At 63.0% G+C, this 22,785-nt stretch carries 19 protein-coding genes and 3 pseudogenes; 5 read left to right on the forward strand and 17 right to left on the reverse strand.

From position 1 onward, the window contains the following. Positions 1-24: 24 nt before the first annotated feature. From BF95_RS11325 to wecB, 4 genes are all read right to left on the reverse strand, one after another. Complete coding sequence (locus tag BF95_RS11325) at positions 25-2,115, reverse strand: polysaccharide biosynthesis tyrosine autokinase (RefSeq protein ID WP_051519970.1); 2,091 nt, start codon at positions 2,113-2,115, stop codon at positions 25-27. Then, positions 2,115-2,822 carry a polysaccharide biosynthesis/export family protein gene (locus tag BF95_RS11330; protein ID WP_043151491.1) on the reverse strand — a complete coding sequence of 236 codons (708 nt, stop codon included), beginning with the start codon at positions 2,820-2,822 and terminating at the stop codon, positions 2,115-2,117. The genes BF95_RS11325 and BF95_RS11330 overlap by 1 nt, the downstream gene beginning before the upstream one ends. Positions 2,823-2,924: 102 nt before the next feature. After that, entirely contained in the window at positions 2,925-4,220 is a 1,296-nt protein-coding gene (gene wecC, locus BF95_RS11335) for a UDP-N-acetyl-D-mannosamine dehydrogenase (RefSeq protein WP_043151492.1), read from the reverse strand. A gap of 15 nt (positions 4,221-4,235) precedes the next feature. Then, positions 4,236-5,411: a non-hydrolyzing UDP-N-acetylglucosamine 2-epimerase gene (gene wecB / locus BF95_RS11340; protein WP_051519971.1), complete on the reverse strand. Its 1,176-nt coding sequence runs from the start codon at positions 5,409-5,411 to the stop codon at positions 4,236-4,238. A 169-nt stretch (positions 5,412-5,580) separates the two neighbouring features. Between wecB and BF95_RS11345 the strand changes: the two genes are divergently transcribed. Further along, positions 5,581-6,897: a UDP-glucose dehydrogenase family protein gene (locus BF95_RS11345; protein WP_043151493.1), complete on the forward strand. Its 1,317-nt coding sequence runs from the start codon at positions 5,581-5,583 to the stop codon at positions 6,895-6,897. A 143-nt stretch (positions 6,898-7,040) separates the two neighbouring features. On the opposite strand, the gene BF95_RS11350 is transcribed toward BF95_RS11345, so the two are convergent. Continuing rightward, complete coding sequence (locus BF95_RS11350; RefSeq protein ID WP_043151495.1) at positions 7,041-7,901, reverse strand: ABC transporter permease; 861 nt, start codon at positions 7,899-7,901, stop codon at positions 7,041-7,043. 116 nt (positions 7,902-8,017) lie between these two features. Between BF95_RS11350 and BF95_RS11355 the strand changes: the two genes are divergently transcribed. Then, complete coding sequence (locus BF95_RS11355; protein ID WP_043151497.1) at positions 8,018-8,719, forward strand: GcrA family cell cycle regulator; 702 nt, start codon at positions 8,018-8,020, stop codon at positions 8,717-8,719. An 85-nt stretch (positions 8,720-8,804) separates the two neighbouring features. On the opposite strand, the pseudogene BF95_RS11360 reads toward BF95_RS11355, so the two are convergent. Then, positions 8,805-9,645, reverse strand: a pseudogene (locus tag BF95_RS11360) (outer membrane protein). A gap of 157 nt (positions 9,646-9,802) precedes the next feature. Here BF95_RS11360 and parE point away from each other — a divergent pair. Both parE and BF95_RS11370 read left to right on the forward strand, forming a co-directional pair. Beyond that, positions 9,803-11,781: pseudogene (gene parE / locus BF95_RS11365) on the forward strand (DNA topoisomerase IV subunit B). A 102-nt stretch (positions 11,782-11,883) separates the two neighbouring features. Next, positions 11,884-13,176, forward strand: coding sequence for a serine hydrolase (locus tag BF95_RS11370; RefSeq protein WP_235209697.1), 1,293 nt, complete (start codon positions 11,884-11,886; stop codon positions 13,174-13,176). Positions 13,177-13,190: 14 nt separating this feature from the next. Here BF95_RS11370 and BF95_RS11375 read toward each other — a convergent pair whose 3' ends face one another. The 8 genes from BF95_RS11375 to uvrC all read right to left on the reverse strand — a co-directional run bounded on the left by BF95_RS11375 (position 13,191) and on the right by uvrC (position 20,078). Continuing rightward, positions 13,191-13,982 (reverse strand): LysR family transcriptional regulator, encoded by a 792-nt coding sequence (locus tag BF95_RS11375; protein ID WP_043151499.1) that lies wholly within the window; start codon positions 13,980-13,982, stop codon positions 13,191-13,193. Continuing rightward, entirely contained in the window at positions 13,979-14,377 is a 399-nt protein-coding gene (gene apaG, locus BF95_RS11380) for a Co2+/Mg2+ efflux protein ApaG (RefSeq protein WP_043151500.1), read from the reverse strand. The genes BF95_RS11375 and apaG overlap by 4 nt, the downstream gene beginning before the upstream one ends. Positions 14,378-14,410: 33 nt before the next feature. Then, the gene (gene metZ, locus BF95_RS11385) at positions 14,411-15,619 is read right to left on the reverse strand and encodes an O-succinylhomoserine sulfhydrylase (RefSeq protein ID WP_043151522.1); all 1,209 of its coding nucleotides are present in this window, start codon (positions 15,617-15,619) and stop codon (positions 14,411-14,413) included. A 10-nt stretch (positions 15,620-15,629) separates the two neighbouring features. Continuing rightward, positions 15,630-16,676: a 3-isopropylmalate dehydrogenase gene (leuB, locus tag BF95_RS11390; RefSeq protein ID WP_043151502.1), complete on the reverse strand. Its 1,047-nt coding sequence runs from the start codon at positions 16,674-16,676 to the stop codon at positions 15,630-15,632. Positions 16,677-16,727: 51 nt separating this feature from the next. Beyond that, positions 16,728-17,462, reverse strand: a complete 735-nt coding sequence (gene recO, locus BF95_RS11395; protein WP_043151503.1) for a DNA repair protein RecO — start codon at positions 17,460-17,462, stop codon at positions 16,728-16,730. 42 nt (positions 17,463-17,504) lie between these two features. Then, complete coding sequence (locus BF95_RS11400; RefSeq protein ID WP_037475622.1) at positions 17,505-17,714, reverse strand: hypothetical protein; 210 nt, start codon at positions 17,712-17,714, stop codon at positions 17,505-17,507. 68 nt (positions 17,715-17,782) lie between these two features. After that, complete coding sequence (locus tag BF95_RS27880; RefSeq protein ID WP_161774279.1) at positions 17,783-17,956, reverse strand: hypothetical protein; 174 nt, start codon at positions 17,954-17,956, stop codon at positions 17,783-17,785. A 208-nt stretch (positions 17,957-18,164) separates the two neighbouring features. Next, positions 18,165-20,078, reverse strand: coding sequence for an excinuclease ABC subunit UvrC (gene uvrC / locus BF95_RS11405; RefSeq protein WP_043151504.1), 1,914 nt, complete (start codon positions 20,076-20,078; stop codon positions 18,165-18,167). Positions 20,079-20,218: 140 nt separating this feature from the next. On the opposite strand from uvrC, the gene BF95_RS11410 reads away from it, so the two are divergent. Then, the gene (locus BF95_RS11410; protein WP_043151505.1) at positions 20,219-21,271 is read left to right on the forward strand and encodes an NAD(P)-dependent alcohol dehydrogenase; all 1,053 of its coding nucleotides are present in this window, start codon (positions 20,219-20,221) and stop codon (positions 21,269-21,271) included. A gap of 82 nt (positions 21,272-21,353) precedes the next feature. Here BF95_RS11410 and BF95_RS11415 read toward each other — a convergent pair. From BF95_RS11415 to BF95_RS11425, 3 genes and pseudogenes are all read right to left on the reverse strand, one after another. Beyond that, positions 21,354-21,967, reverse strand: a pseudogene (locus BF95_RS11415) (F0F1 ATP synthase subunit B family protein). After that, positions 21,960-22,454 carry a F0F1 ATP synthase subunit B family protein gene (locus BF95_RS11420; RefSeq protein ID WP_043151507.1) on the reverse strand — a complete coding sequence of 165 codons (495 nt, stop codon included), beginning with the start codon at positions 22,452-22,454 and terminating at the stop codon, positions 21,960-21,962. Before BF95_RS11420 ends, BF95_RS11415 begins: the two are co-directional and overlap by 8 nt. An 84-nt stretch (positions 22,455-22,538) precedes the next feature. Further along, the gene (locus BF95_RS11425; RefSeq protein ID WP_006961951.1) at positions 22,539-22,766 is read right to left on the reverse strand and encodes a F0F1 ATP synthase subunit C; all 228 of its coding nucleotides are present in this window, start codon (positions 22,764-22,766) and stop codon (positions 22,539-22,541) included. Between the last annotated feature and the right edge of the window lie 19 nt (positions 22,767-22,785).

Consider the following 22,785-nt stretch of genomic DNA (forward strand, 5'->3'; position numbering starts at 1 on the left):
AGGCCGAACGGATGTGGGAGGATGCTACCCGCCCCGGTGATAATCATATTCCATCATGCGACCTTGCTGCTTGGTCAGGATTGCGCCGATCAGCGTGCCACCGGCCTGGCGCAGTCGCTCCACGGCGGCGCGCAGGCCGCCATGATGGTTGCGGCCCCACTCCACCACCAAAAGGCTCGCCTGCACCCGCGCGGCGAGCAGGGGCGTGTCGCCCAGCCCCAGGATCGGCGGTGCGTCGATCAGCACGGTATCATATGCGTCCCGCACGGAAGCCAATAAGGCGTCGAGCGCCGGGGTCGCCAGCAATTCGGCCGGGTTGGGCGGCACCGCGCCGCAGGGCAGCAAAAACACGCCCGGCACACTGCTATCGATGATCGTTTCCTCCGCGCTCGCCTGTCCGGTCAGGACTTCGCTGATGCCCCGGGCGGGCGTCAGGCGGAACAGGCTGTGCTGGACCGGGCGGCGCATGTCGCCATCGATCACCAGCACCCGCTTGCCCATCCGCCCCAAGGCCAGAGCGAGCGCGTGCAGGGTCAGCGACTTGCCCTCGCCCTCCTGCGCGCTGGTGACCAGGATCGAGCGCGGCAACCCGCCTGCCGACGCCAGCAGCAATGACGAGGCGATTGGCGCGAAGATTTCCGGGGGTTGCGGATTGTCCCCAGTGACCGGCACGGCTCCCAGCAAGGGCAGCCCAACCCGTTCGGCCAGCGTATCCGCCGACGTCACCGCATCGTCGAAGATGTGCCGCGCCGCAACCAGCAACAGGCCCAGCAGCAGCCCACCGATCGCCGCCAACAGCAAGGTTACGCCGATGCGCGGCGAAAAAGGCTTGGTCGGGACCGCGGCGCGATCGAGTGGCTGGATACGTCCGGCCTGAAACCCGGCCTGCGACGCCATGTCACGATAGCGCTGGAGCAGGCTGTCATGCAGCATCCGATAGGTATCGACCGAGCGTTCATAGATGCCCAGTTGCACGTCACGCCCCTGCGCCGCCTGCCCCTGCCGCTCCAGATCGGCGATTTCGGCCGCAATCTGCGTTTCGCCGTGAACGGCGACATCATAGCGTTCCTTGAGCGAAGCCCGGATACGGTTTGCCATCTCCTGCGCCTGATCGTCCAGCGCGGCCAGCCGGGCACGCGCTTCGCGCATCTCAGGGTGGGCGTCCTTGCGGAACTGCCGTTCCTCGACCAGCGCCGCGCGCGCCTGCGCCCGTTCCGCCATCAATGTCTGCATCGCGCCGTTGCTCAACACTTCGGGCAGCGTCTCCGCGCTGGCGCGGCGGGCGCTCTCCCACGTCTTTTGCGCGGCAATCCGGTCGGCCAGCGCCTGTGCGCGAAAGCCGTTCAGTTGCGCCAGCCGCGTGGCGATCGTGCCCTCGGATGGCGGTGCCGCCTGACCCGGCTCCGTTCCCAAGCGCGCGGCATAGACGGCCAGTTCGCGTTCTGCCCGCGCCAGTTCGCGCCGCGCACCATCGAGTTCGCCCAACAGAAAGCGCCGTGCCTGGACACCGGATTCGAATCCACGCTTCAGGTCGGCCCGAATCAGGTTGTCGGCATAGCTGTTGGCGACGCGCGCCGATAGCACCGGATCGGCACTGATAAAGCTGATCCGCAATACCCGCGACTTGCCCGGCAGTTCGACTTCCAGATTGTCGCGCAACAACGCCACCACCTGGTCATGTTCGACCTGCCGCTGACTCAGGCTTCCGGCACCGCCGGTCGGGCGTTTATGTCCCATGCGCTGAAAAAAGGTCGGCGTGCCGACCAGCGCGAGATCTTGCGCTACCGCTTCGGCGAGCGCACGGCTGCGCAGCACTTCCAGTTCGGTCTGCATCATCGCTTCGATATTGTCGGTCGCTGCGCGGGGCGTCGTTCCTGCGCCCGCCGCACCGGCAGGCACATCCTCTATCTCGACCGACGCCGTTGCGCGATAATCGGGCGTGGACATCAGGATGGCCAGCACCGCTGCCAGCAGGCACAGCGCCATCGTTACGAATAATATGACCCGATGCCGCCGCAGCACAAGCCAACCCCGCCTGGCCGCCGCCGTCACCCGCGCGGCGCGGCCATGGCCCGGTGTTGCGTCGAGATCGCGCTCGGTCAATATCGGCGTCATCATCGATCCCCATCCAGCGCGATGAATCCCGTTGCCAAAGCAGGCAGCGCGATCAGCCCGCCACCGATGATCGCCTTCGCGCGCGACAAGCCGATGATGATGCTGTCGCCCGGCAGAATTTCAGGGTCGGGCGCTTCGCCCTTGCGGATCGCGCCAAGGTCAAACATCGCCGCCTGCCGCTCGCCTTCGACCTGCCGCACCACGACGATCTGCGCGAGACTGGCAAGCCGGGTCGGCCCTTTGCCGAGCGCCACCGCCTGGCTCAACGTCAATCGTCCTTCGACCGGATAAAGGCCTGGCTCGCGGACTTCGCCGTCCAGCGTCACGCGACGGCCTACCGCCTTCTTCACGAACAAGGTGACCTGCGGCGACACTAAATAGCGTTCACCCAACCGTCCGGCGATGATATCGGCAGCGTCCCCGGCGGACAGCCCTGCCACGGGGACATCGCCGATCAGCGGCATGCGGACCATGCCGCTCGCACTGACCTGCGCATCTTCCAGCGACAGGCCCGGCTCATGATAGACCTGGATGCGCAACACATCGTCAGGCGCGATGCGATAATCGACCCCGACCGCAGATGGCGTTGGCACGATCGCATAGGCTGCGTCCCCGCGCGGCGCGTCCTCCACGGTCGCGCACGCACTGATCAGTCCGCAGGCCGTCAGTGTCGCGATCGCGCCTTTGATGCTGTCCCTGCGCTTCATAGGCGCTGCCACCCCGTCATGCCCCAATTGAAACCGGGGGTTAGCGACGCGGCAGGGACATGGCAACCAAAGGCGGGACGGGCCGAGGACGCACCCCGATGCTTAGAGCGCCATACGCTCAGGCGCTGGCTCTGCAACGCGGCGTGGCTGGTCGGACCAGATGCCGCGCGTGTCATAGACCGCCTTGTCGGCGCGCTCGTCGACGGGAACCGATTTGAACATGTCATGATCGACAAGAATGACGAAGACGCCACATTGTTCCAGAGCCGTATCGAGATCCATCAACTCTGCACCGGTTCCCGCAAATTCCATCGGCAGCGCCTGGGTATAGGGTTCGACCAGCTTGATGCGGCGTCCATAGCGGCGCGCGAGCCGGGCCGCGACCTTGACCGCCGGGCTTTCGCGGAAATCGTCGATGTTCGCCTTGAAGGCGAGGCCGAGGCAGGCGACGTCTTCATGCGCGAAAGCATCGATCATGTCGGACGCCTTGGCCACGACATAGTCGGTCTTGCCATCATTCACTTCGCGGGCCGTGCGGATGATGCGCGCATTTTCAGGGTCGCCATGGACGATAAACCAGGGATCGACCGCGATGCAATGGCCGCCCACGCCAGGGCCAGGCTGGAGGATATTGACGCGCGGATGGCGGTTGGCCAGCCGGATCACCTCCCACACGTCGATGTCCATATTCTCGGCAATCACCGATAATTCATTGGCGAAGGCGATGTTGACGTCGCGGAAGCTGTTTTCGACCAGCTTGACCATTTCCGCCGCGCGCGCTGTTGTTGTAATGCACGCTCCACGCACGAATTGGCGATAAAAGCCCAAAGCCTTGCGCGCACAGCGCGGCGTGATGCCGCCGATGCAGCGATCATTGTCGATCAGTTCGACCAGGATACGGCCGGGCAGAACCCTTTCCGGGCAATAGGAAATGGCGATGTCGCCCTGAACGCCCCTGCCCGGCATCTTGAGGTCGGGCCGCATGTCACCGATCACGTCGCGCATCGCCTCGGTCGTGCCGACGGGAGATGTCGATTCCAGGATGACGGAGTCCCCGGCTTTCAGCACTGGCGCGATGGTGCGGGCGGCTTGCAGGACATAGCTGATATCTGGCGCATGATCCTCCGACACGGGGGTCGGCACGGCGATGATGAACACGTCGCTTTCCTCGACCGTCAGCGATGCGCGCAAATTGCCCCGCGCCACCACGCCCTGGACCAACCCGTCGAGATCCACCTCCTCGATGTGCACCCGGCCCGAATTGACCGTCTCCACCACATGAGCGGACACATCGACGCCCACCACCTGGCATCCCCCGCGCGCGATCAGCGCGGCCGTCGGCAAGCCGATATAGCCAAGGCCAATGACGGAAACCTTTTGCTTGGTATCGACGGGCATGAAGGAACAGTCCTTTTAGAGGCTAGGATTTGGCCGATCTTCTGCCCGGAAATGCTGAAGATTTCGGTAACGGTGCAGCCTATTGCCCGCGATCACTCCGGCAATGCGCTCAGCCGCCTTGCCGTCGCCGAACGGATTATGCGCGCGCGCCATCGCATCATAAGCGTCCTGATCGTCCAGCAGCGCTAGCACCTCGCGAACGATCCGATTGCGATCCGCTCCGACCAGCTTGGCCGTACCGGCGGCCACACCCTCGGGCCGCTCGGTCGTCTCGCGCATCACCAGAACCGGCTTGCCCAACGACGGAGCCTCCTCCTGCACCCCGCCGCTGTCCGTCAGGACGAGATGGCACATGTCAAGCAACCGCACGAAATGCGGGTAATCGAGCGGCTCGATCATCGCGACATTGGACAGGTTACCCAGCACCGCGTCCATGACCGGACGGACATGGGGATTGGGATGAACGGGGAAGATCACCGCCACATCGGGCCGCGCCGCAATGTCCGCGATCGACCGGGCGATCGCCTCCATGCCGCCGCCGAAATTCTCGCGCCTGTGGCTGGTCACCGCAAGGATCCGTTTGCCCGCGAAACGCGCGGCCAGCCCGTCGAGCCCGGCGGCCAGCGAGGGGTCTGCCAAAACCCGCTCGCGCGTCGCCAAGAGCGCGTCGATCACCGTATTGCCGGTTACGTGGATGCTGGCCGCCAACCGGCTTTCGGCCAGCAGCGCGTCGGCGGCGGCTTGCGTCGGCGCGAAATTCATGTCGGCGATGCAGGCGACCACGCGGCGATTCACTTCTTCAGGCCAAGGATGATGTATGTCGCCGCTGCGCAACCCTGCCTCGACATGCGCCACCGGAATCTTGCGATAATAGGCCGCCAGGCTCGCCACCATGGTCGTAAGCGTATCGCCATGCACGACGATCCGGTCGGGCTTTTCCGCGTCAAACGCCTTGCCCAGTTCAACGATCAGCTTGGCGGTCAATCCGTCCAGCGTCTGGTTCGGCACCATCACATTGAGGTCGACATCCGGCACGATCCCGGCAATTGCCAGCACCTGGTCCAGCAAACCACGATGCTGCGCCGTAACGATCACCCGCGTATCCACCCCCTTGCGCGCGCGCAGCGCATGGACGACCGGGAACATCTTTATCGCTTCGGGGCGTGTCCCGAACACCATGGCGACTTTCATCATTCTTCCCTTGCCCGATTACCGACCGTCCAGCCCCTCGCATAAAAAAGTATATAGGGGCTAAATGCTATGCTTGCGTCATCGCTGCAATGCGGCGAATTGTAATATGGAAAGACTATGCTAAAACGCGACTGCACCCATCCAATTCTATGCGGAGCCTGAATATCTCATGAAAATCACGATGATCGGTACGGGGTATGTGGGCCTGGTGTCTGGGGCCTGTTTTGCGGATTTTGGCCATGATGTGGTCTGCGTCGACAAGGATGCGGGCAAGATTGCCGCGATCGAAGCTGGGCGGATGCCGATTTTCGAGCCGGGCCTGGATCAGTTGGTTGGCAATAATGCGACAGCCGGGCGCTTGACCTTCACCACCGATCTCGCCGCCGGGGTCAAGGGCGCCGATGCGATCTTCATTGCAGTCGGCACGCCATCCCGGCGTGGCGATGGGCATGCGGACCTTTCCTATGTCTATGCTGCAGCGCGGGAAATCGTCGCCGCGCTGGATAGCCCTGCGGTCATCGTCACCAAGTCGACCGTGCCCGTCGGCACTGGCGATGAGGTCGAACGAATCGCGCGCGAACTCAAGCCAGACCTTGATATCCAGGTCGTGTCCAATCCCGAATTCCTGCGCGAAGGCGCTGCGATCGGCGATTTCAAGCGCCCGGACCGGGTTGTCGTGGGCACAAATGGTTCTGAACGCGCCATCGCGGTGATGAGCCAAGTATATCGGCCGCTCAACCTCAATCAGGCTCCGCTGATGTTCACCGGTCGGCGCACCGCAGAGCTGATCAAATATGCCGCCAACGCCTTTCTGGCGACCAAGATCACCTTCATCAACGAGATGGCGGACTTGTGCGAAGCGGTTGGCGCTGATGTGCAGGACGTATCGCGCGGCATCGGCCTCGACAATCGCATCGGCAGCAAATTCCTGCATGCAGGGCCGGGCTATGGCGGCTCCTGCTTCCCCAAGGATACGCTGGCGCTGGTCAAAACCGGTCAGGATTATGACACGCCGATCCGAATCGTAGAGACCGTTGTACAGGTCAACGACCTGCGCAAGCGCGCCATGGGCCGCAAGATCGTCAAGGCGCTCGGCGGCGACGCGCGCGGCAAGAAGGTCGCGCTGCTTGGCCTGACCTTCAAGCCCAACACCGACGACATGCGCGATGCGCCCAGCCTCGCCATCGTCCAGGCACTGGAGGATGCAGGTGCAACGATCGTCGCCTATGATCCCGAAGGCATGGACGTCGCCGCGCCAATGATGCCTAACGTCGCTATGGCCAAGGATGCCTATGAAGCGGCCGAAGGCGCGGATGTGCTGGTGCTCGTCACCGAATGGGACATTTTCCGCGCGCTAGACATGAAGCGACTCGCTACGGCGATGAAAGGCAATGCGCTCGTCGATCTGCGCAACATCTATCCGCTAGCAGAAGTCACCGAGGCTGGGTTTACGCTTGCCCGCGTCGGTGGTGGTGCAACGCAGTGAACGCTGCTCTGTGATATGGCCGTGGAATGAAGGGCGCGGCGATCACCGCGCCCTTCCTCGCTGGCATCATTGGTTGCTGGCAACGGTGCTGATCGCGATCACGATGCTCCTGACCCCGATATTCGCCGCCTTCATTTGATCCGTCACGCTTTGATCTTCCAGCCACGGCGCAGCAGGGTATAACAAAGCGCGCCGAAGAACAGGTTGAGCGTCAACAGCACGATGCTGCCGACAATGATGTTGGTATCGGCCGCCGCGACAAAGCCATAGCGGAAACTCGATATGATGTAGAAAAAGGGATTGGCGTGGCTGATTGCCTGGAAAAAGGGCGGTAACCGGTCGATCGAGTAGAAGGTGCCCGACAGCAAGGCGAGCGGCCCGATCACGAAATTGGTGATGGCCGCGCCATGATCGAACTTCTCCGCCCAGATCGACGTCAGCACACCAAGGAACGCGATGAAACTGGTGCCGAGCAGCCCAAACCAAATCACGGCCCATAGATGCGCCGGAGTCACGTGGACGCCAGGCCAAAGCGCCATGGCACCCCATAGGGCACAACCCACGAACACAGCGCGCGTTACCGAAGATCCCGCCAACGCGAACAGCAACTCGCCCACGGAAATCGGCGGCATAAGATAATCGACCAGTGTGCCCTGCACCTTGCCCACCATCAGCGCGAAGCTGGCATTGGCGAAACAAGCGTTGATCATGCCCATGATGATCAAGCCCGGCGCAATGAAATCGCCAAAGGGCACCGCCTCCCCACGCAGCGTTACAGTCCGGCCACTCCCGCCCAGTGCGACAATGAAGATCACCAGAAACATCAAGGTCGTGATTGCGGGTGCCCATACGGTCTGGAGTTGCACCTTCATGAACCGATGCACCTCCTTGCGGTACAACGCCCACGTTCCCGCCCAGTTGATATTGCGGATCGTGGGCACACCAGGTTCGGCGAAGGGCACGGCAAGTGGGGCTTTCGCGGCAATTTTGGGCTGGTCGTTCATGGTGGGATCGACTATCGACTGGCGCGCCGTGCTGCAAGCGTGCCGTTCAAAGATTTGAACCTGACGCGCTCGTCCCCATATAGGGAAGCATATTGGAATTTGTGAGGAGTTTTTCATTGTCCTGGACCGACGAGCGTATCGACCAGCTCAAAGGGATGTGGGAGCGCGGTCTGACCGCCAGCCAGATCGCTGAAGAATTGGGCGGCGTCAGCCGCAATGCGGTGATTGGCAAGGCCCATCGCCTGGGCCTGCAGTCGCGCCCGTCACCGGTGAAGGCCAATGACGCCCCCAAGAAGGCTGCAGCGGCGAAGAAGCCGGTAACGACTGCCGAACCCGAGGCACCCGCAGCGCGCGTATCGCCTGCGCCGGTAGCTGCAGCGGCCCCCGTGCCGCCACGTCCTGCCACACCGCCACCGCCGCCTGCGGCCACTTCACCAGCGGACAATCAGGTTGCGTCAGACGCGCCGTCGCCACCGCCACAGCCACGCATCGTTTCTGTCGGCCCAGGGGGCTTCTTGCGTCAAGGTCCGGGCGATCAGCAAGCGCCGATCCCGCCAGCTCCGCCGCGTCGCCTGGTTCCAGCGAAACCTAGCGCGGAGATTGCCGACAAGACGTCGTTGCTCGACCTGACCGAACGGATCTGCAAATGGCCGATGGGTCATCCGGGCGAACCCGACTTCCACTTCTGCGGGGTAGCGGTCAATCCGGGCTTCCCTTATTGCGTGGAACATTGCGGCCGCGCCTATCAGGCGCAACTGCCGCGCGGGACACGCCGCCCGCCCCCGCCTCTGCCTTTTGGCGGCCCGCGCGTCCGCTAAGCCATAAAAAAGGCCGCCCCGAAAGGCGGCCTTTTTATTGTCCGATAGAAAGGGGCGGAGGCGAAAGCCCCCGCCCCTTTTTCGATCAGAAGCGGAAGCTGGTCGTGACCATCACGCTCTGCGTGTCGAACTTGTCGCCACGGTTCATGCTGGTGCCGCCCGATGGCGTAATCAGGAACGGGTTGGTCGCCGGCGCACTGCCTGCGCCCACATCGACCCGATAGTCGTTCACATTGTAACGGGTCCACAAATAGCGGGCACCAATCGAGAAATTATCCGATACCTTGGCTTCGATGCCGCCACCCATGGTGTAGCCCCAGGCGTCTTCCTTGCTGTCAATTTCGGTAAAGCTGTTCGCACCATTGCTGGTAGCGAAGCTGTTCTTCACCTTGCATAGGCCAGGCCGCCAGTGATATAGGGCATGATGCCGCCAGGCGTGGTATAACCCAGGCGTGCGCGCAAATTGCCATTCCAGTCGATCCGACGAGTCATTTCATAGAAAGCTGGGGTGGTGGAATATTCGGTGACGCTGTCACTGATATAAGCCTTCCCTGCTTCGGCGACGACACCGGCAACGATGCTGCCGAATTGGCGATCGTAGCAACATGACCCATCCAGCCAATGGCATCCTTGTCCGCGTTGCAGCCGCTGGCGGGCGTGGAACCGCGCGCGGATCCACCACAGGTGCCAGGGGAAAAGGCGTTGGCACCGGTGCCGGTCCTGACCACATCGTCATAATCGCCGTCGGCATCGGTGTCGAAGCGCAGATGTTCTTCGCCATCTCCCTTCTGCCAGTTGTAACCGAACGAACCACCGATATAGGGGCCGGTCCAATCGACCGCGCCCGTGCTGTCCTGCGCCATCACAGGGGTAGCCAGCACAAATGCCAGCGTGGCACCAAGCGGTGCAAAATGGCTCAACTTCATGTAAATTTCTCCTCGCCTGGGGGCGTCAATATCCCTCTTGCATGGCGCTAACGGTCTGAATGCAGGGTTTGTTTCACGCTTTATCGTAACTTTTCGTTGCTGTGCCGCATAAGACACAGTGCTTGCGCGCCACGCCTGCCCGCCTATAGCTATGATCATGTCCGAAGACCTGTTCGCTGCCACACCATCAACCTCTCCTGAATATGATGCTTCCGCCATCGAGGTGCTGGAAGGGCTGGAACCGGTACGCCGCCGTCCCGGCATGTATATCGGCGGCACGGATGAGCGCGCGCTGCACCATCTCGCGTCCGAAGTGCTCGACAACAGTATGGACGAAGCGGTGGCGGGCCATGCCAGCCGGATCGACATCACGCTGGAACCCGGCAACCGATTGACCATCACCGACAATGGGCGCGGCATTCCGGTCGATCCACACCCCAAATTCCCTGGCAAGTCGGCGCTGGAAGTGATCATGACCACGCTCCATTCGGGCGGTAAATTCACCGACAAAGCCTATGCCACATCGGGCGGTCTGCATGGCGTCGGCATCAGCGTGGTCAATGCGCTGTCGAGCACTACCGTGGTCGAGGTCGCCCGCAGCAAGGAATTGTTTCGCCAAAGCTTCTCGCAAGGACTACCCATCACTGCGCTGGAAAAGGTCGGCGGCGCACCCAACCGGCGTGGCACGTCGGTCAGCTTTACCCCCGACACCGAAATCTTCGCGGAACAGAAATTCAAGCCGGCCCGCCTGCACCGCCTCGCCCGGTCGAAGGCCTATCTGTTTGCGGGCGTAGAAATTCGCTGGAAATGCGCGCCCGAACTCGTCAGCGACGATACCCCCACCGAAGCTGTCTTTCAGTTCCCAGGAGGCCTTGCCGATCATCTGAAAGAACAGGTCGGCGACCGCGAATGTGCGACCAGCGTGTTTTTCGCGGGCAATCAGGATTTTCCCGAGGCGCCGGCCGTGTCGAATGGGCCGTGGCCTGGCCGCTTTGGTCGGACGGCAGCTATAGCTGGTATTGCAACACCATTCCCACGCCCGATGGCGGCACGCATGAAGCGGGTATGCGCGCTGCACTGGTCAAGGGCATCCGCGCCTTTGCCGACCTGGTGGGCCAGAAGAAGGCGAAGGACATCACCGCCGACGACATCATGACGTCATCGGAAATCATGCTGTCGGTCTTTATCCGCGAACCGCAGTTTCAGAGCCAGACCAAGGACCGGCTGACATCGCCCGAAGCCGCGCGTCTGGTGGAAAATGCCGTCCGCGACCATTTCGACCATTATCTGACCGACCATATGGACCGGGGCAAGGCGCTGCTGGCCTATGTGCTCGATCGCATGGACGAGCGTTTGAAGCGCAAGCAGGAGAAGGAGGTCAAGCGCAAGACCGCGACCAATTCGCGCAAGCTGCGCCTGCCCGGCAAGCTGACGGACTGTTCCAACGACGACCCGGAAGGGGCTGAAATCTTTCTGGTCGAAGGCGATTCTGCAGGTGGTTCCGCCAAGCAGGCGCGCGACCGCAAGACGCAGGCGATCCTGCCCCTGCGCGGCAAGATCTTGAACGTCGCTTCGGCCAATAATGCGAAGATCCTGGCCAATCAGGAAATTGCCGACATGATCCTGGCGCTGGGCTGCGGCACGCGCAAGGACTGCAATCCCGACCATCTGCGCTATGAACGCATCGTCATCATGACCGACGCTGACGTCGATGGCGCGCATATCGCGACGCTGCTGATGACCTTCTTCTTTCAGGAAATGCCGGAGTTGGTAAGGCGCGGCCATCTCTACCTCGCCCAGCCGCCGCTCTATCGCCTCGTCGCTGGCGGCAAGAGCGCCTATGCCAAGGATGACGCGCATCGCGCCGCGCTGATGCAGACCAAGGAGTTCAAGGGCAAGAAAGTCGATGTCAGCCGCTTCAAGGGGCTTGGCGAAATGAACCCGATGCAGCTGCGCGAGACCACCATGGATCCCAAGACGCGCATGCTGATCCGCATCACCCTGCCCTCCGACGTCGAAGAGCGCGCGGGCGTGCGCGATCTCGTCGATCGCCTGATGGGGACCAACCCGGCGCATCGCTTCGCTTTCATTCAGGAGAATGCGGCGGCGGTGGACGAAGAAGCGATCGATGCTTGAGGCGCCCTCAGGCTACCTCCAGTTCCTCTCCTTCAGGGGTGGGGTCTATCCCACGCTATGCACTTGGACGATGCCCAACCCCTCCCCTGAAGGGGAGGGGCTTTGTCGGGGCACATAACCATGTTGGCGCGGCTCTTTGCGACGCTCTTGATCCTGTTGAGCATCGCCCTACCCGCCCAGGCTGCACCCACACCCGCTTATCAAGCCCGCGCCCAACAACTGCTTCGCCTTCTCACGTCGCCTGGCAACGAAGCCGCCTATTTCTCTCCCCTCTTCCTTGATGCTGTCCCTGTGGACCGCTGGCGCGCGGTTGCTGCTGATCTGCGCGCGCAGCATGGCCAACCGCTCGCGCTGGGGTCTGTGCGGCAAGACAGCGCCACGGCCGGACAAGTCGAAATCCGTTACGAACGCGCTATGGTGGGGTTCACCCTTGTCGTTGCTCCCCAGCCACCCGGTCGCGTCGTGGGCCTGCGGATCGTCGGCGCGCGTACCGCCAATGACAACATGGCCAAGGTCATGACGGACATCGCCGCCCTCCCCGGCACGACCAGTTTCGCGGTTGCGACCTTAGGCGACACCCCGCCCCAGCTACGAGAGGCGCATCGCGCCGAGGCTGTGATGGCCATCGGTTCCAGCTTCAAGCTCACCATCCTTGCGGAACTGGCGCGCGCCGTAGCGGCGGGCGAGCGGCGCTGGAGCGACGTCATTCCGCTCGAAGCCAAGAGCTTTTCCGGCCGTCTTTTGCACTGGCCAGACCGCGCGCCGATGACGCTGCACAGCCTGGCTACCGCAATGATCGCTGAAAGCGATAATAACGCGACCGATACGCTGCTGCTGGCGCTAGGCCGCGACAATGTGGACGCCATGCTCGCGAAAAGCGGTCATGCGAACCCGGATCGAGCGCTGCCCCTGCTCACTACCGCCGAAGCCTTTGCGCTCAAAATGCCCGCCAATGCCGACCTGCGGCGGCGTTATGCCACAGCATCCCCCGACGCGCGCCGGGCGCTGCTGCGCGAAGCCGCGCCCCGCCTGACCGCCGACAAGGTGGATGTCGGCAGTGTCGCCGAAACCCCGACCGCGATCGAAGAGGTCGAATGGTTTGCCAGTGCGACCGACATGATCGCGCAACTCGACTGGCTGCGCGTCCATGGCGGTGATGCCCTGTCGATCATGGCGATCGAACCCGGCATCGCCCCCGCCGATGCGAGGCGCTGGGCCTATCTCGGCTATAAGGGGGGCAGCGAACCGGGCGTGATGGCCATGAGCTTCCTCGGGCGGCGTCAGGACGGACAATGGCGCGCCATCAGCTCCAGCTGGAACAATCCCGTTGCGCGCCTGGACGAAGCGCGGTTCGTAGCGTTGATGACCCGCGCGCTCAACCTGCTGGCTGAATGAGCAGCGGCATCTAGTCAGTCCAGCAGCGCTTCAACCAGCGCCTTGACCTTCTTCTGCCGCCATTGCGGCAAGGGTGCGATCAGCCAGTAGCTGAGCAGGCTTGGCGTCGCCTCCCCCACCTGCCGCACCCGGCCTGCCGCCAGATCGGCCTGTACCAGCAGCAAGGGCACACGCGCCCGGCCAAAGCCGTTGGCCGCCGCCTCGATCGCCAGCCCGCCATCGGCCACACGGATGACCGCAGGATTGTCACCCGCCGGGCAACCCGGCCAGTCAATCGTCTGTTCCGGCCCGCCTTGGGCTGCTTCCACCGTGACGAAGGCCGCCTCGCCCAGCTTCACCCCTTCATGCTCGCCCGCCGCATCGGTCAGGCGCAGTGCGAGGTCGAGATTGGCTTCGGTAAAGTCCAGCGCCTCGTCCGCCGCGATCAGTTGGAACGTCAGGTCGGGCTGATGCACAGCATAGGCGGCCAAGCGTGGCTGCAGCCATTTGGCGGTGATATCGCGCGGCGCGGCGATGGTTAGTGCGCTGCTCGCCTGGCCCGCCTGCATCGCCCGCACGGCATCCTCAAACTCCAGGAAACCGGCGCGTAGGGCATCCAGCCCCGCTTCGGTTTCCGGCGTCAATTCCAGTCCCTTGGGCGTGCGGCGGAACAGCACCACGCCCAGCAGATCTTCCAACGCGCGAATCTGTTGCCCCACGGCTGCCGGCGTCACCGCCAGTTCGTCCGCCGCGCGCGTGAACGACAAATGCCGCGCCGCCGCATCCAGCACGCGCAGGCCGTTGAGCGGCAAATGCGTCCGCTTCATTCGGCCACCGCCGGCGCGATCAGCGCGAAATGGGGGATGGCGACCTCGAACGTCTCGCCGCTGACACCGATCATGCGGTAGCTGCCCTTCATCGATCCGGTAGGGGTGTTGAGCGGGCAGCCGGAAACATAATCATAGCTTTTGCCCGGCTGCACCACTGGCTGTTCGCCCACCACCCCGTCGCCATCGACCCGATGCTGGGCACCGCGCCCGTCGGTGATGACCCAATGACGGGTCAGCAACTGGACCGGTTGCGTGCCCTGGTTTTCGATGCGGATATGATAAGCCCAGAACCAGCGGCCCCGGTCCGGCTCCGACTGTTCGGGCAGGAAGGAAACGGCGACATGGACGATGACGTCCTGCGTCTTGGCGTGGAAGGGGAAAAGTGCGTTCACGGTCTTACGAATGCGCCCTTACCCCCTTGCCCGTCAACGCCCGATCGTCCGCAACGCCTGATCCAGATCGGCGATCACATCGTCCGCATCCTCCAGCCCGACATTGAGCCGTAGCATGTCTTCGGTGATCCCGACTTCCAGCCGCGCAGCCTCCGCCATGCCATAATGGGTGGTCGACGCGGGGTGCGTCATCAGCGAGCGCGAATCGCCGATATTGTTGCTGATATCGACCAGTTGCAGCCCATTCAGCAGCCCGTGTGCCTCCGCCCGACCACCGCCGACATAGAGCGAGAAAATAGGCCCCGCCATTTCCATCTGGCGCATTGCCAGCGCATGTTGCGGGTGGCTCTCCAGCCCCGGATACAGCACCTTGGCGACGCGGCCTTCAAGAAATTTCGCGACCTTGAGCGCATTTTCGCTCTGCCGCCGAATCCGCAGGTCCAGCGTCTCCAGTCCCTTGAGCACGACCCAGGCATTGAACGCGCTGAGCGTCGGCCCGGTGTTGCGGTGGAAGGGCAGCAGTATATTGGTGATCCATTCCCGCGTACCGCAAATCGCGCCAGCCAGCACGCGGCCCTGCCCGTCCATCATCTTGGTCGCACTATAAGCCACGACGTCCGCGCCAAATTCCATCGGCCGCTGGAGCGCGGGGGTGGCGAAGGCATTGTCGACGACGCTGGTAATGCCATGGGCCTTTGCGATCGCGCAGATCGCCGCCATGTCGGCGACATCCATCGTCGGATTAGCCGGGGTTTCGAAGAAGACGACCTTGGTGTTGGGCCGGATCGCCGCTTCCCATGCAGCATTGTCGGTGGCGTCGACCGTGGTCGTTTCGATGCCGAATTTGGGCAGCAGCGTGTCGGTCAGCCAGCGGCAGGAGCCGAACAATGCCTTGCCAGCAACGACATGGTCGCCCGCAGACAATTGGCACAGCAAGGCGGCCGTCATCGCCGCCATACCGGTCGCGGTGGCGCGGCAGGCCTCTGCCCCTTCCAGCAGCGCGATACGCTGTTCCAGCATCTCGACCGTCGGGTTTTGCAAACGGCTATAGGTCATGCCCTGCTGCTCGCCGGCAAAGCGTGCGGCGGCATCCTCCGCCCGGTCATAGCAATAGCCGCTGCTCAGGAAGAGCGCTTCGGACGTTTCGCCATATTCGGTACGCGCCGTGCCGCCCCGCACCGCGATCGTCGCGGGCTTCCAATGCTTGGTGATTTCAGGGTCTTGCCCGCTTTTCCGCTTCATCGTCTGTTCCTCAGTCCAGCGCCGCCAGCACCGCGTCACCCATTTCCACCGTCGTCATCGTGCCGCCCAGATCGGGGCTGCGCGCGCCATTGGCCAGCGCTTTGGCGACGGCGCGTTCGATCCGGTCGGCCTGATCGGCCATGCCCAGCGAATAGCGCAGCAACATCGCCGCCGACAGCACCGTCGCGAGCGGATTGGCCTTGCCGGTGCCCGCAATGTCGGGGGCGGAGCCGTGGATCGGCTCATACAGCCCCTGGCCGCTGCCGTTGAGCGTCGCCGATGCCAGCATGCCGATGGAGCCAACGCACATGCTGGCCTGATCCGACAAAATGTCGCCAAAGAGGTTGCCGGTGACGATCACGTCGAACTGGCCGGGGTTGCGGACCAGCTGCATCGCGGCATTGTCCACATACATGTGGCTCAATGCGACGTCGGGATAGTCGGCCGATACCTCGATCACCACGTCGCGCCACAGCTGGCTGGTTTCCAGCACATTGGCCTTGTCCACCGAACAGAGCTTGCCGCGCCGCGCGCGGGCGGCCTGGAAACCGGCATGGGCGATGCGGCGGACCTCGCCCTCATTATAGGACATGACGTCATAGCCTTCGCGCTGGCCATCAGCGGTGGTGCGAAAACCCTTTTCGCCGAAATAGACGTCGCCATTGGTTTCCCGCACGATCAGCAGGTCGATCGCGCCTGCGACTTCGGGCTTGAGCGCGGATTCGCCAGCCAGTTCGGGGAAAACCTTGGCCGGGCGGAGATTGGAGAAGAGGCCGAGTTCCTTGCGCAGGCCCAAAATCGCCTGTTCCGGGCGCAAATGGCGTTCGAGCGCGTCGCAATCGGGATCGCCGACTGCGCCGAACAGAATTGCATTGGCTTTCTTGGCGAGGTCGAGCGTTTCGGGGGGCAGCGGATGACCAACCGCCTTGTACGCCGCGCCGCCCACCAGACCATGGTCGTAGGTCAGGCCGTCAATCGCCAGCGCATCCAGCACCCGCTTCGCCTGATCGACGATTTCGGGACCGATGCCATCTCCGGGAAACAGGGCGATCAACATGGGCAGCTCCTTACCAAATAGGTCGCTTGCCCCTTATGGAAGCAGGGACAGTCAGGCAACCGCCCTTTTCAGGCGATCGACCAGCCTTTCGCGCGCGGCCAATATGTCGATGCGCCTATCGGTCAGGACAGAGCGCTCCAAGAAGAAGCCCGTCAGGGCAAAGCCATCCATGATGTCAGCCCATTCGCCGGTCCCGCCCGCCAGCAGGAAGGGCGGCAGCGGCAGGAGCAGATGCTCATAGCCGACCGCGCCCGCACGGCTGACCGCCGCCGCGCTCCGCGGGCTGACATAGGCGAGATCATCGGCAGCGCCGAGCGCGGCGCAGCGCGTGAGGTCAAGGCCGAAGCCCAGTTCCGCCAACAGCAGCAATTCGTAGCGCACCAGCGCGACGGCCCAGCCGCGTGCCGCCGGTGCCGCCTCGATGGCACCCATCACGCCGTCAAGCGCGCGATATAGGGCAGGATGGGGCGTGCCTTCGGACAGGGCCGCGGCGGTCAGCGCGCAGCTCCAGTCGATCGCGGCGGCAGGCAGAGGTTCCGCATGGAGGGGCGCGCGGCTATGCGCCATTTCGACCGTCAACCCGGCGAGTTGATCCTCGGTCCGGGCGCGGAATGTCGCCATGACGCTGTTGCCTGGCAATAGCACCGGCCGCATCAGGCGGGAGCGTCCGCCGCGCACATAGCCTGCGACCAAGCCATGGTCGGGGGTCAGCAGGCGCGCGATGGCCCCATGTTCGCCATGGGGGCGCAAGGCGCAGACGAGAGCGGGGGTGACGAGCGTTGGCACCAATCGGCCCCTAGCTACGCATCCGCCCGCTATCCTGTCGGCTTACTTGGTCGAATATTGGCCTGGTTCAGCCTTGAAATTGTCACGCGCATAGGCGCGGGCAGCCGAAGCCGACTTGAAAATCTCGTCCTGCATCGTCGCGGTGACGATCGGATAGCCCTGCGAATTGAAGCGGGTATCGCGGACGGTCAGGCGGAATGCGCCTTCTTCATTCTTGCTGATCAAAAATGGTTTGAGGGTTTCCCTGCTCATAATGTGCCTTTCAGTAGAGAGTAACGATAAAGAGCCGGACGGTGCGATCGGCACCGTCCGGCTAACTGTCAGTCGACCATGTCGGCCACGATTTTCTTCAATTCACGGTTGCTCAACAGGCCGGTCAACGGCGATGCGACGCTGTGGGTCGGCGAAAGGCGATCAAGCCCATGAGCAAGCGAAGAACGGGTAGAGGAAGGAAAAATAATAGTCATCGAATCCTGGACGGCCTTTGCCGTCATAAAATGAACATGCGGCGTGCAATAACGAACGCATGGCTAGAGTGTCGCCGGAGCGACCCATGAACTGAAGAGAAGCGAAGGCTTCGAGACAGACCTCGTCCACGCACAATGAGGGCCGGAGGAGGAAACATAGATCGTCATCAAAGGACGTCAGCCCAGTGCATGTAGCATAATGTACGAGAATTGCAACTGGCTGGCCTTCGCGGCCTCAGCCGTGAAAATAGTCATAGACCTGCTGGGCAACCGCCGTGGACACGCCAGGCGCGCGTGCCAGATCTTCCAGCGCGGCATCGCGGACGGCGCGGGCGGTGCCGAAATGCATCAGCAGCGCCTTCTTGCGGGCGGGGCCGATGCCCGGCACCTCATCGAGCGAACTGACAGTGATCGCCTTGCTCCGCTTGGCACGATGCGCGCCGATGGCGAAGCGATGCGCCTCGTCGCGCAACCGTTGCAGGTAGAAGAGGACGGGATGGTTGATCGGGAAGGTGACTTCGCGACCGTCCATCAGGTGAAACACCTCGCGCCCGTCCCGACCATGATGCGGCCCTTTGGCCACGCCGATCATGGTAACATCCTCAATGCCCATTTCCTCCAGCATCGTGCGCGCCGCCGATAGCTGGCCCTTGCCGCCGTCGATCAGGACCAGGTCGGGCCATTCGCCGCTGTCGCGATCCGGGTCTTCGCGCTGGGCACGGCCAAAGCGCCGCTCGAACATGTCGCGCATCATCGCGAAATCATCGTTCGAGATGACGGGGTCTTTCATGTTGAACTTGCGATAGGCGTTCTTGCGGAAGCCTTCCGGCCCGGCAACGACCATCGCGCCCAGCGCATGGGCACCCTGAATATGGCTGTTATCATAGATTTCGATCCGGTCGGGTATGCCATCCAGCCCGAAGGCTTCGACCATGTCGTCCAGCACTTTGCCCTGGCTGGTGGTTTCCGCGAGGCGGCGGTCGAGCGCCTCGACCGCGTTGCGCTGCGCCTGTTTGATCAGACGGGTGCGGTCGCCGCGCTGGGGGACTTCGATGCGCACCTTGCTGCCGATCCGTTCGGTCAGGGCCTGGGCGATCAGGTCGCATTCCGCAGGCGCGCGGTCGGTCAGCACCAGCTTGGGCGGCGGCACTTCTTCGTAAAATTGCGCCATGAAGCTGGCCAGCACTTCATCTTCAGCGACTTCGGCAGTGTGGACCGGGAAGAAGCTGCGATGCCCCCAATTTTGGCCACCACGAATGAAGAAGGCCTGGATGCACATCGCTCCGCCTTTCGCTGCCAGCGCGAAAATGTCGGCGTCGCCCAGCCCTTCGGCGTTGATGGCCTGGCTGCCCTGAATGAAGGTCAGCGCCTTTAGCCGGTCGCGGATGACGGCGGCCTGTTCGAAGTCCATCGCGTCGGACGCGGCCTGCATGGCTGTGCCGAGCTTCTTCTGAACAGCGGTCGACTTGCCGCCCAGAAAATCCTGCGCGTCGCGGACCAGTTCGGCATAGCCGTCCGGGTCGATCCGATCGACACAGGGGGCCGAGCAGCGCTTGATTTGATAGAGCAGACAGGGGCGCGAACGGTTGGCGAAGAAGCTATCGGTGCAGGAGCGCAGCAGGAACAGTTTTTGCAGCGCGTTGATCGTGCGCGTGACCGAGCCAGCGCTGGCGAAGGGACCATAATAGCGACCCTGTGCCTTGCGCGCGCCGCGATGCTTCTGGACGCGCGGGAAGGCATGATCTTCCCGCAACAGGATGAAGGGGAAACTTTTGTCGTCGCGCAGCAGGACGTTGTATGGCGGGCGGTAGCGCTTGATCAGTTGCGCTTCCAGCAGCAAGGCTTCCGCCTCGCTATTGGTGGTCACGATGGTCATGGAACGAGTTTGGGCGACCATCCGCTGAAGCCTGCGCGGGAGGCGATCGACCTGCGTATAATTGACGACGCGATTCTTGAGCGCGCGGGCCTTGCCGACATAGAGCACATCGCCGCGTGTATCGTGCATCCGATAGACGCCGGGACGGGTCGGCAGCGTCTTGAGCGTGGTGCGGATCGCTTCGACACCGACCTCTATGTCGGGCTGGCTGCCGGTGACGGTGAAGCTTGCCTTGTCTTCGTTGAAGCGATCAGGGGATTGGGGGCCGGACATGGCGCAGAGATAGCGTTGCAGGCGCTATGTGCAATGGCGCAGGTTGATCGCCATCCGGCGCGTCCTATCTAGACCGCATGGCACAGGCGGGTGCCCATGTGCCCTAACCATCCATTGCCCCCGATTTCAAAGGAATTCCCATGAGCACCAAAGCCTATGGCGCCTATGCCGCAGACAAGCCGCTTGAGCCCATCGCCATCGAACGCCGCCCGGTGGGCGCGCATGATGTCGCCATTGCCATTGCCTATTGCGGCGTTTGCCATTCCGACCTGCATCAGGTGCGCGGAGAATGGAACGGCACGCTGTATCCCTGCGTGCCGGGACATGAAATCGTCGGCCATGTCACTGCCGTGGGCGATCAGGTCAGCAAGTTCAGCGTCGGGGACGTCGTTGGCGTAGGATGCATGGTTGACAGTTGCCAGTCCTGCGCCTCGTGCGACGAAGGGTTGGAGCAATATTGCGAGAAGGGCTTTATCGGCACCTATAACGGGGCGACCAACGATGCGCCGGGCCATACGATGGGCGGCTATGCGCAGGCCATCGTCGTCAAGGATGATTTCGTGCTGAAGGTCAGCCATGCACCTGAGCAACTGGCAGCGGTAGCGCCCTTGTTATGCGCGGGGATCACCACCTGGTCGCCGCTGCGCCACTGGAACGTCGGACCGGGCAAGACGGTCGGCATCGTGGGCATTGGCGGCCTGGGCCATATGGGCGTCAAATTGGCGCACGCCTTGGGCGCGCATGTCGTGGCTTTCACGACGTCGGAGGCCAAGCGGCAGGATGCCCTTGATCTGGGTGCAGACGCCGTAGTGGTGTCGCGCAATGCGGATGAAATGGCGGCCTATGCCGACAAGTTCGACTTCATCCTGAACACGGTCGCGGCCAGCCATGACCTCGATGCCTTCACGGCCTTGCTGAAGCGGGACGGAACGATGACATTGGTCGGCGTGCCTGAACATGGCCACCCTGCCCCCAATGTCGCTGCGTTGATCTTCCGCCGCCGCGCCATTGCCGGATCCCTGATCGGCGGGATCGCGGAAACGCAGGAGATGCTCGATTTCTGCGCCGAAAAGGGCATCACGGCCGAGATCGAGATGATCGCTGCGCAGGATATTGATGCCGCCTATGCGCGGATGCAGAAGAGCGACGTCAAATATCGCTTCGTCATCGATAATGCGACGCTGACAGACTGATCGAACAACCGCTGCTTCAAACAAAAAAGACCGGCACAGATCTCTGTGCCGGTCTTTTTTTGTTCAATTTCTGTCCGAAGATTTAGTTGATCGTGCCGAGCCCGCTGATCGCGCGATCCACCAGCGCCTTGTCCGCTTGCGCATCATGCCCCTGTGCGATCAGAACCGCCGCAGCCGTGGTCGCCGCATTCACGGCCTTGGCGCGGATGGCCACGATGGCGGCGCGTTCAGCCGCACCAATCTTGTCCTCGGCCATTTTCTGGCGGCGGACGATCAGCGCTTCGGCGTTCAGCTTGGCGTCGGCCAGCAGCCCCTCGGCCTCATGCTCGGCAGCCTTGCGCATGGCATCGGCTTCACCGGCCGCAGCGGCCAGCTTCGCCTCATATTCGCCCTTCAGCGCTTCGGCTTCGGCACGCAGCCGGGTAGCTTCGGCAAGCTGTTCCTTGATCTGCGCGATCCGACCGTCCAGCACGCCGCCGATCAATGCGGGCACTTTCTTGAAAAGCAGGATGCGATGAACGCCGCCATGGCAAGGCTCACCCAGGCGGTGGCATCCATGCCCACCGCTTCCGGGTCAGTGTGCGGCACCACGCCTTCATGCGCGACAGTGCCGACTGGCTCCATCCCTTCGGCATGGATCGCCTGGTCGAGCGTGGGGGTCGTGTCCCCTTGATGCTGTGCTGCTGCCTCAGCCATGGGCCAGTGCCGCCTTTACTGCGTTGCGGGCTGCCTCGTCCGACGCTTCCACGCCGGAGATGCGAGCCACCATGTCGCGCGCTGCTTCGGCGGCGACGGTTTCGATTTCTGCCAGGGCTGCAGTCGAGGCAGCCTGGATGCGGGATTCGGCGGCCGCGATCTTCGCGGCGACCTCCGCATCGGCGGCGGCAAGTTTGATTTCAGAAGCTTTGGCGGCTTCGCTCTTCGCCTTGGCCAGCATCGCCTGAGCGGCGGTGCGGCTTTCCGCGTCACGGACACGATAGTCCGCTTCGGCTTCGTCGGCACGGGCGAAGGCAACCTTGGCCGCGTCCAGATCACCACTGATCTTCGCGTCGCGCGCGTCCGCCGTCCCCTGCACCTTGGGCACCATGCCGAGGCCGATGACGAAGAACACGAAGCCGAAGGTCAGCAGCAGCCAGAAAATCTGGCTGGAGTAGGTTTCGGCAATTTGCGCGATTTGAGGCATTTTTTCCGTCCGATCAGGGCGCGGTCAATAGTGCGGGACGAGCGAGGTGGCGTAAAGGCCGCCCTGCCCGTCCCGTAAGGCGTGTCAGGCCACGAACACCAGGATCATGGCGATAACGAACGCCAGCAGACCCAGAAGTTCCGCCGCGGCGAAACCGATGAACAGACGACCCTGCTGACCATCAGCGGCACCCGGATTGCGCAGCGCGCCTTCGAGGAACGCGCTGAACACGTTGCCCACACCCAGGGCAGCGATGCCCGCACCGATGGCGGCCAGGCCAGCACCGAGCAGCTTTGCGGCTTCTGCGTCCATGTCGTAAACTCCTTCGTTA

Source organism: Sphingobium sp. Ant17 (genome assembly GCF_000588875.1).
Classification (GTDB): Bacteria; Pseudomonadota; Alphaproteobacteria; order Sphingomonadales; family Sphingomonadaceae; genus Sphingobium.

Excerpts from the sequence above, each read along its gene's own strand:
- BF95_RS11325 (WP_051519970.1), bottom strand. The coding sequence starts at position 2,115 with ATGACGCCGATATTGACCGAGCGCGATCTCGACGCAACACCGGGCCAT.
- BF95_RS11330 (WP_043151491.1), bottom strand. The coding sequence starts at position 2,822 with ATGAAGCGCAGGGACAGCATCAAAGGCGCGATCGCGACACTGACGGCC.
- wecC (WP_043151492.1), bottom strand. The coding sequence starts at position 4,220 with ATGCCCGTCGATACCAAGCAAAAGGTTTCCGTCATTGGCCTTGGCTAT.
- wecB (WP_051519971.1), bottom strand. The coding sequence starts at position 5,411 with ATGAAAGTCGCCATGGTGTTCGGGACACGCCCCGAAGCGATAAAGATG.
- BF95_RS11345 (WP_043151493.1), top strand. The coding sequence starts at position 5,581 with ATGAAAATCACGATGATCGGTACGGGGTATGTGGGCCTGGTGTCTGGG.
- BF95_RS11350 (WP_043151495.1), bottom strand. The coding sequence starts at position 7,901 with ATGAACGACCAGCCCAAAATTGCCGCGAAAGCCCCACTTGCCGTGCCC.
- BF95_RS11375 (WP_043151499.1), bottom strand. The coding sequence starts at position 13,982 with ATGAAGCGGACGCATTTGCCGCTCAACGGCCTGCGCGTGCTGGATGCG.
- metZ (WP_043151522.1), bottom strand. The coding sequence starts at position 15,619 with ATGAAGCGGAAAAGCGGGCAAGACCCTGAAATCACCAAGCATTGGAAG.
- leuB (WP_043151502.1), bottom strand. The coding sequence starts at position 16,676 with ATGTTGATCGCCCTGTTTCCCGGAGATGGCATCGGTCCCGAAATCGTC.
- BF95_RS11400 (WP_037475622.1), bottom strand. The coding sequence starts at position 17,714 with ATGAGCAGGGAAACCCTCAAACCATTTTTGATCAGCAAGAATGAAGAA.
- BF95_RS27880 (WP_161774279.1), bottom strand. The coding sequence starts at position 17,956 with ATGACGGCAAAGGCCGTCCAGGATTCGATGACTATTATTTTTCCTTCC.
- uvrC (WP_043151504.1), bottom strand. The coding sequence starts at position 20,078 with ATGTCCGGCCCCCAATCCCCTGATCGCTTCAACGAAGACAAGGCAAGC.
- BF95_RS11410 (WP_043151505.1), top strand. The coding sequence starts at position 20,219 with ATGAGCACCAAAGCCTATGGCGCCTATGCCGCAGACAAGCCGCTTGAG.
- BF95_RS11420 (WP_043151507.1), bottom strand. The coding sequence starts at position 22,454 with ATGCCTCAAATCGCGCAAATTGCCGAAACCTACTCCAGCCAGATTTTC.
- BF95_RS11425 (WP_006961951.1), bottom strand. The coding sequence starts at position 22,766 with ATGGACGCAGAAGCCGCAAAGCTGCTCGGTGCTGGCCTGGCCGCCATC.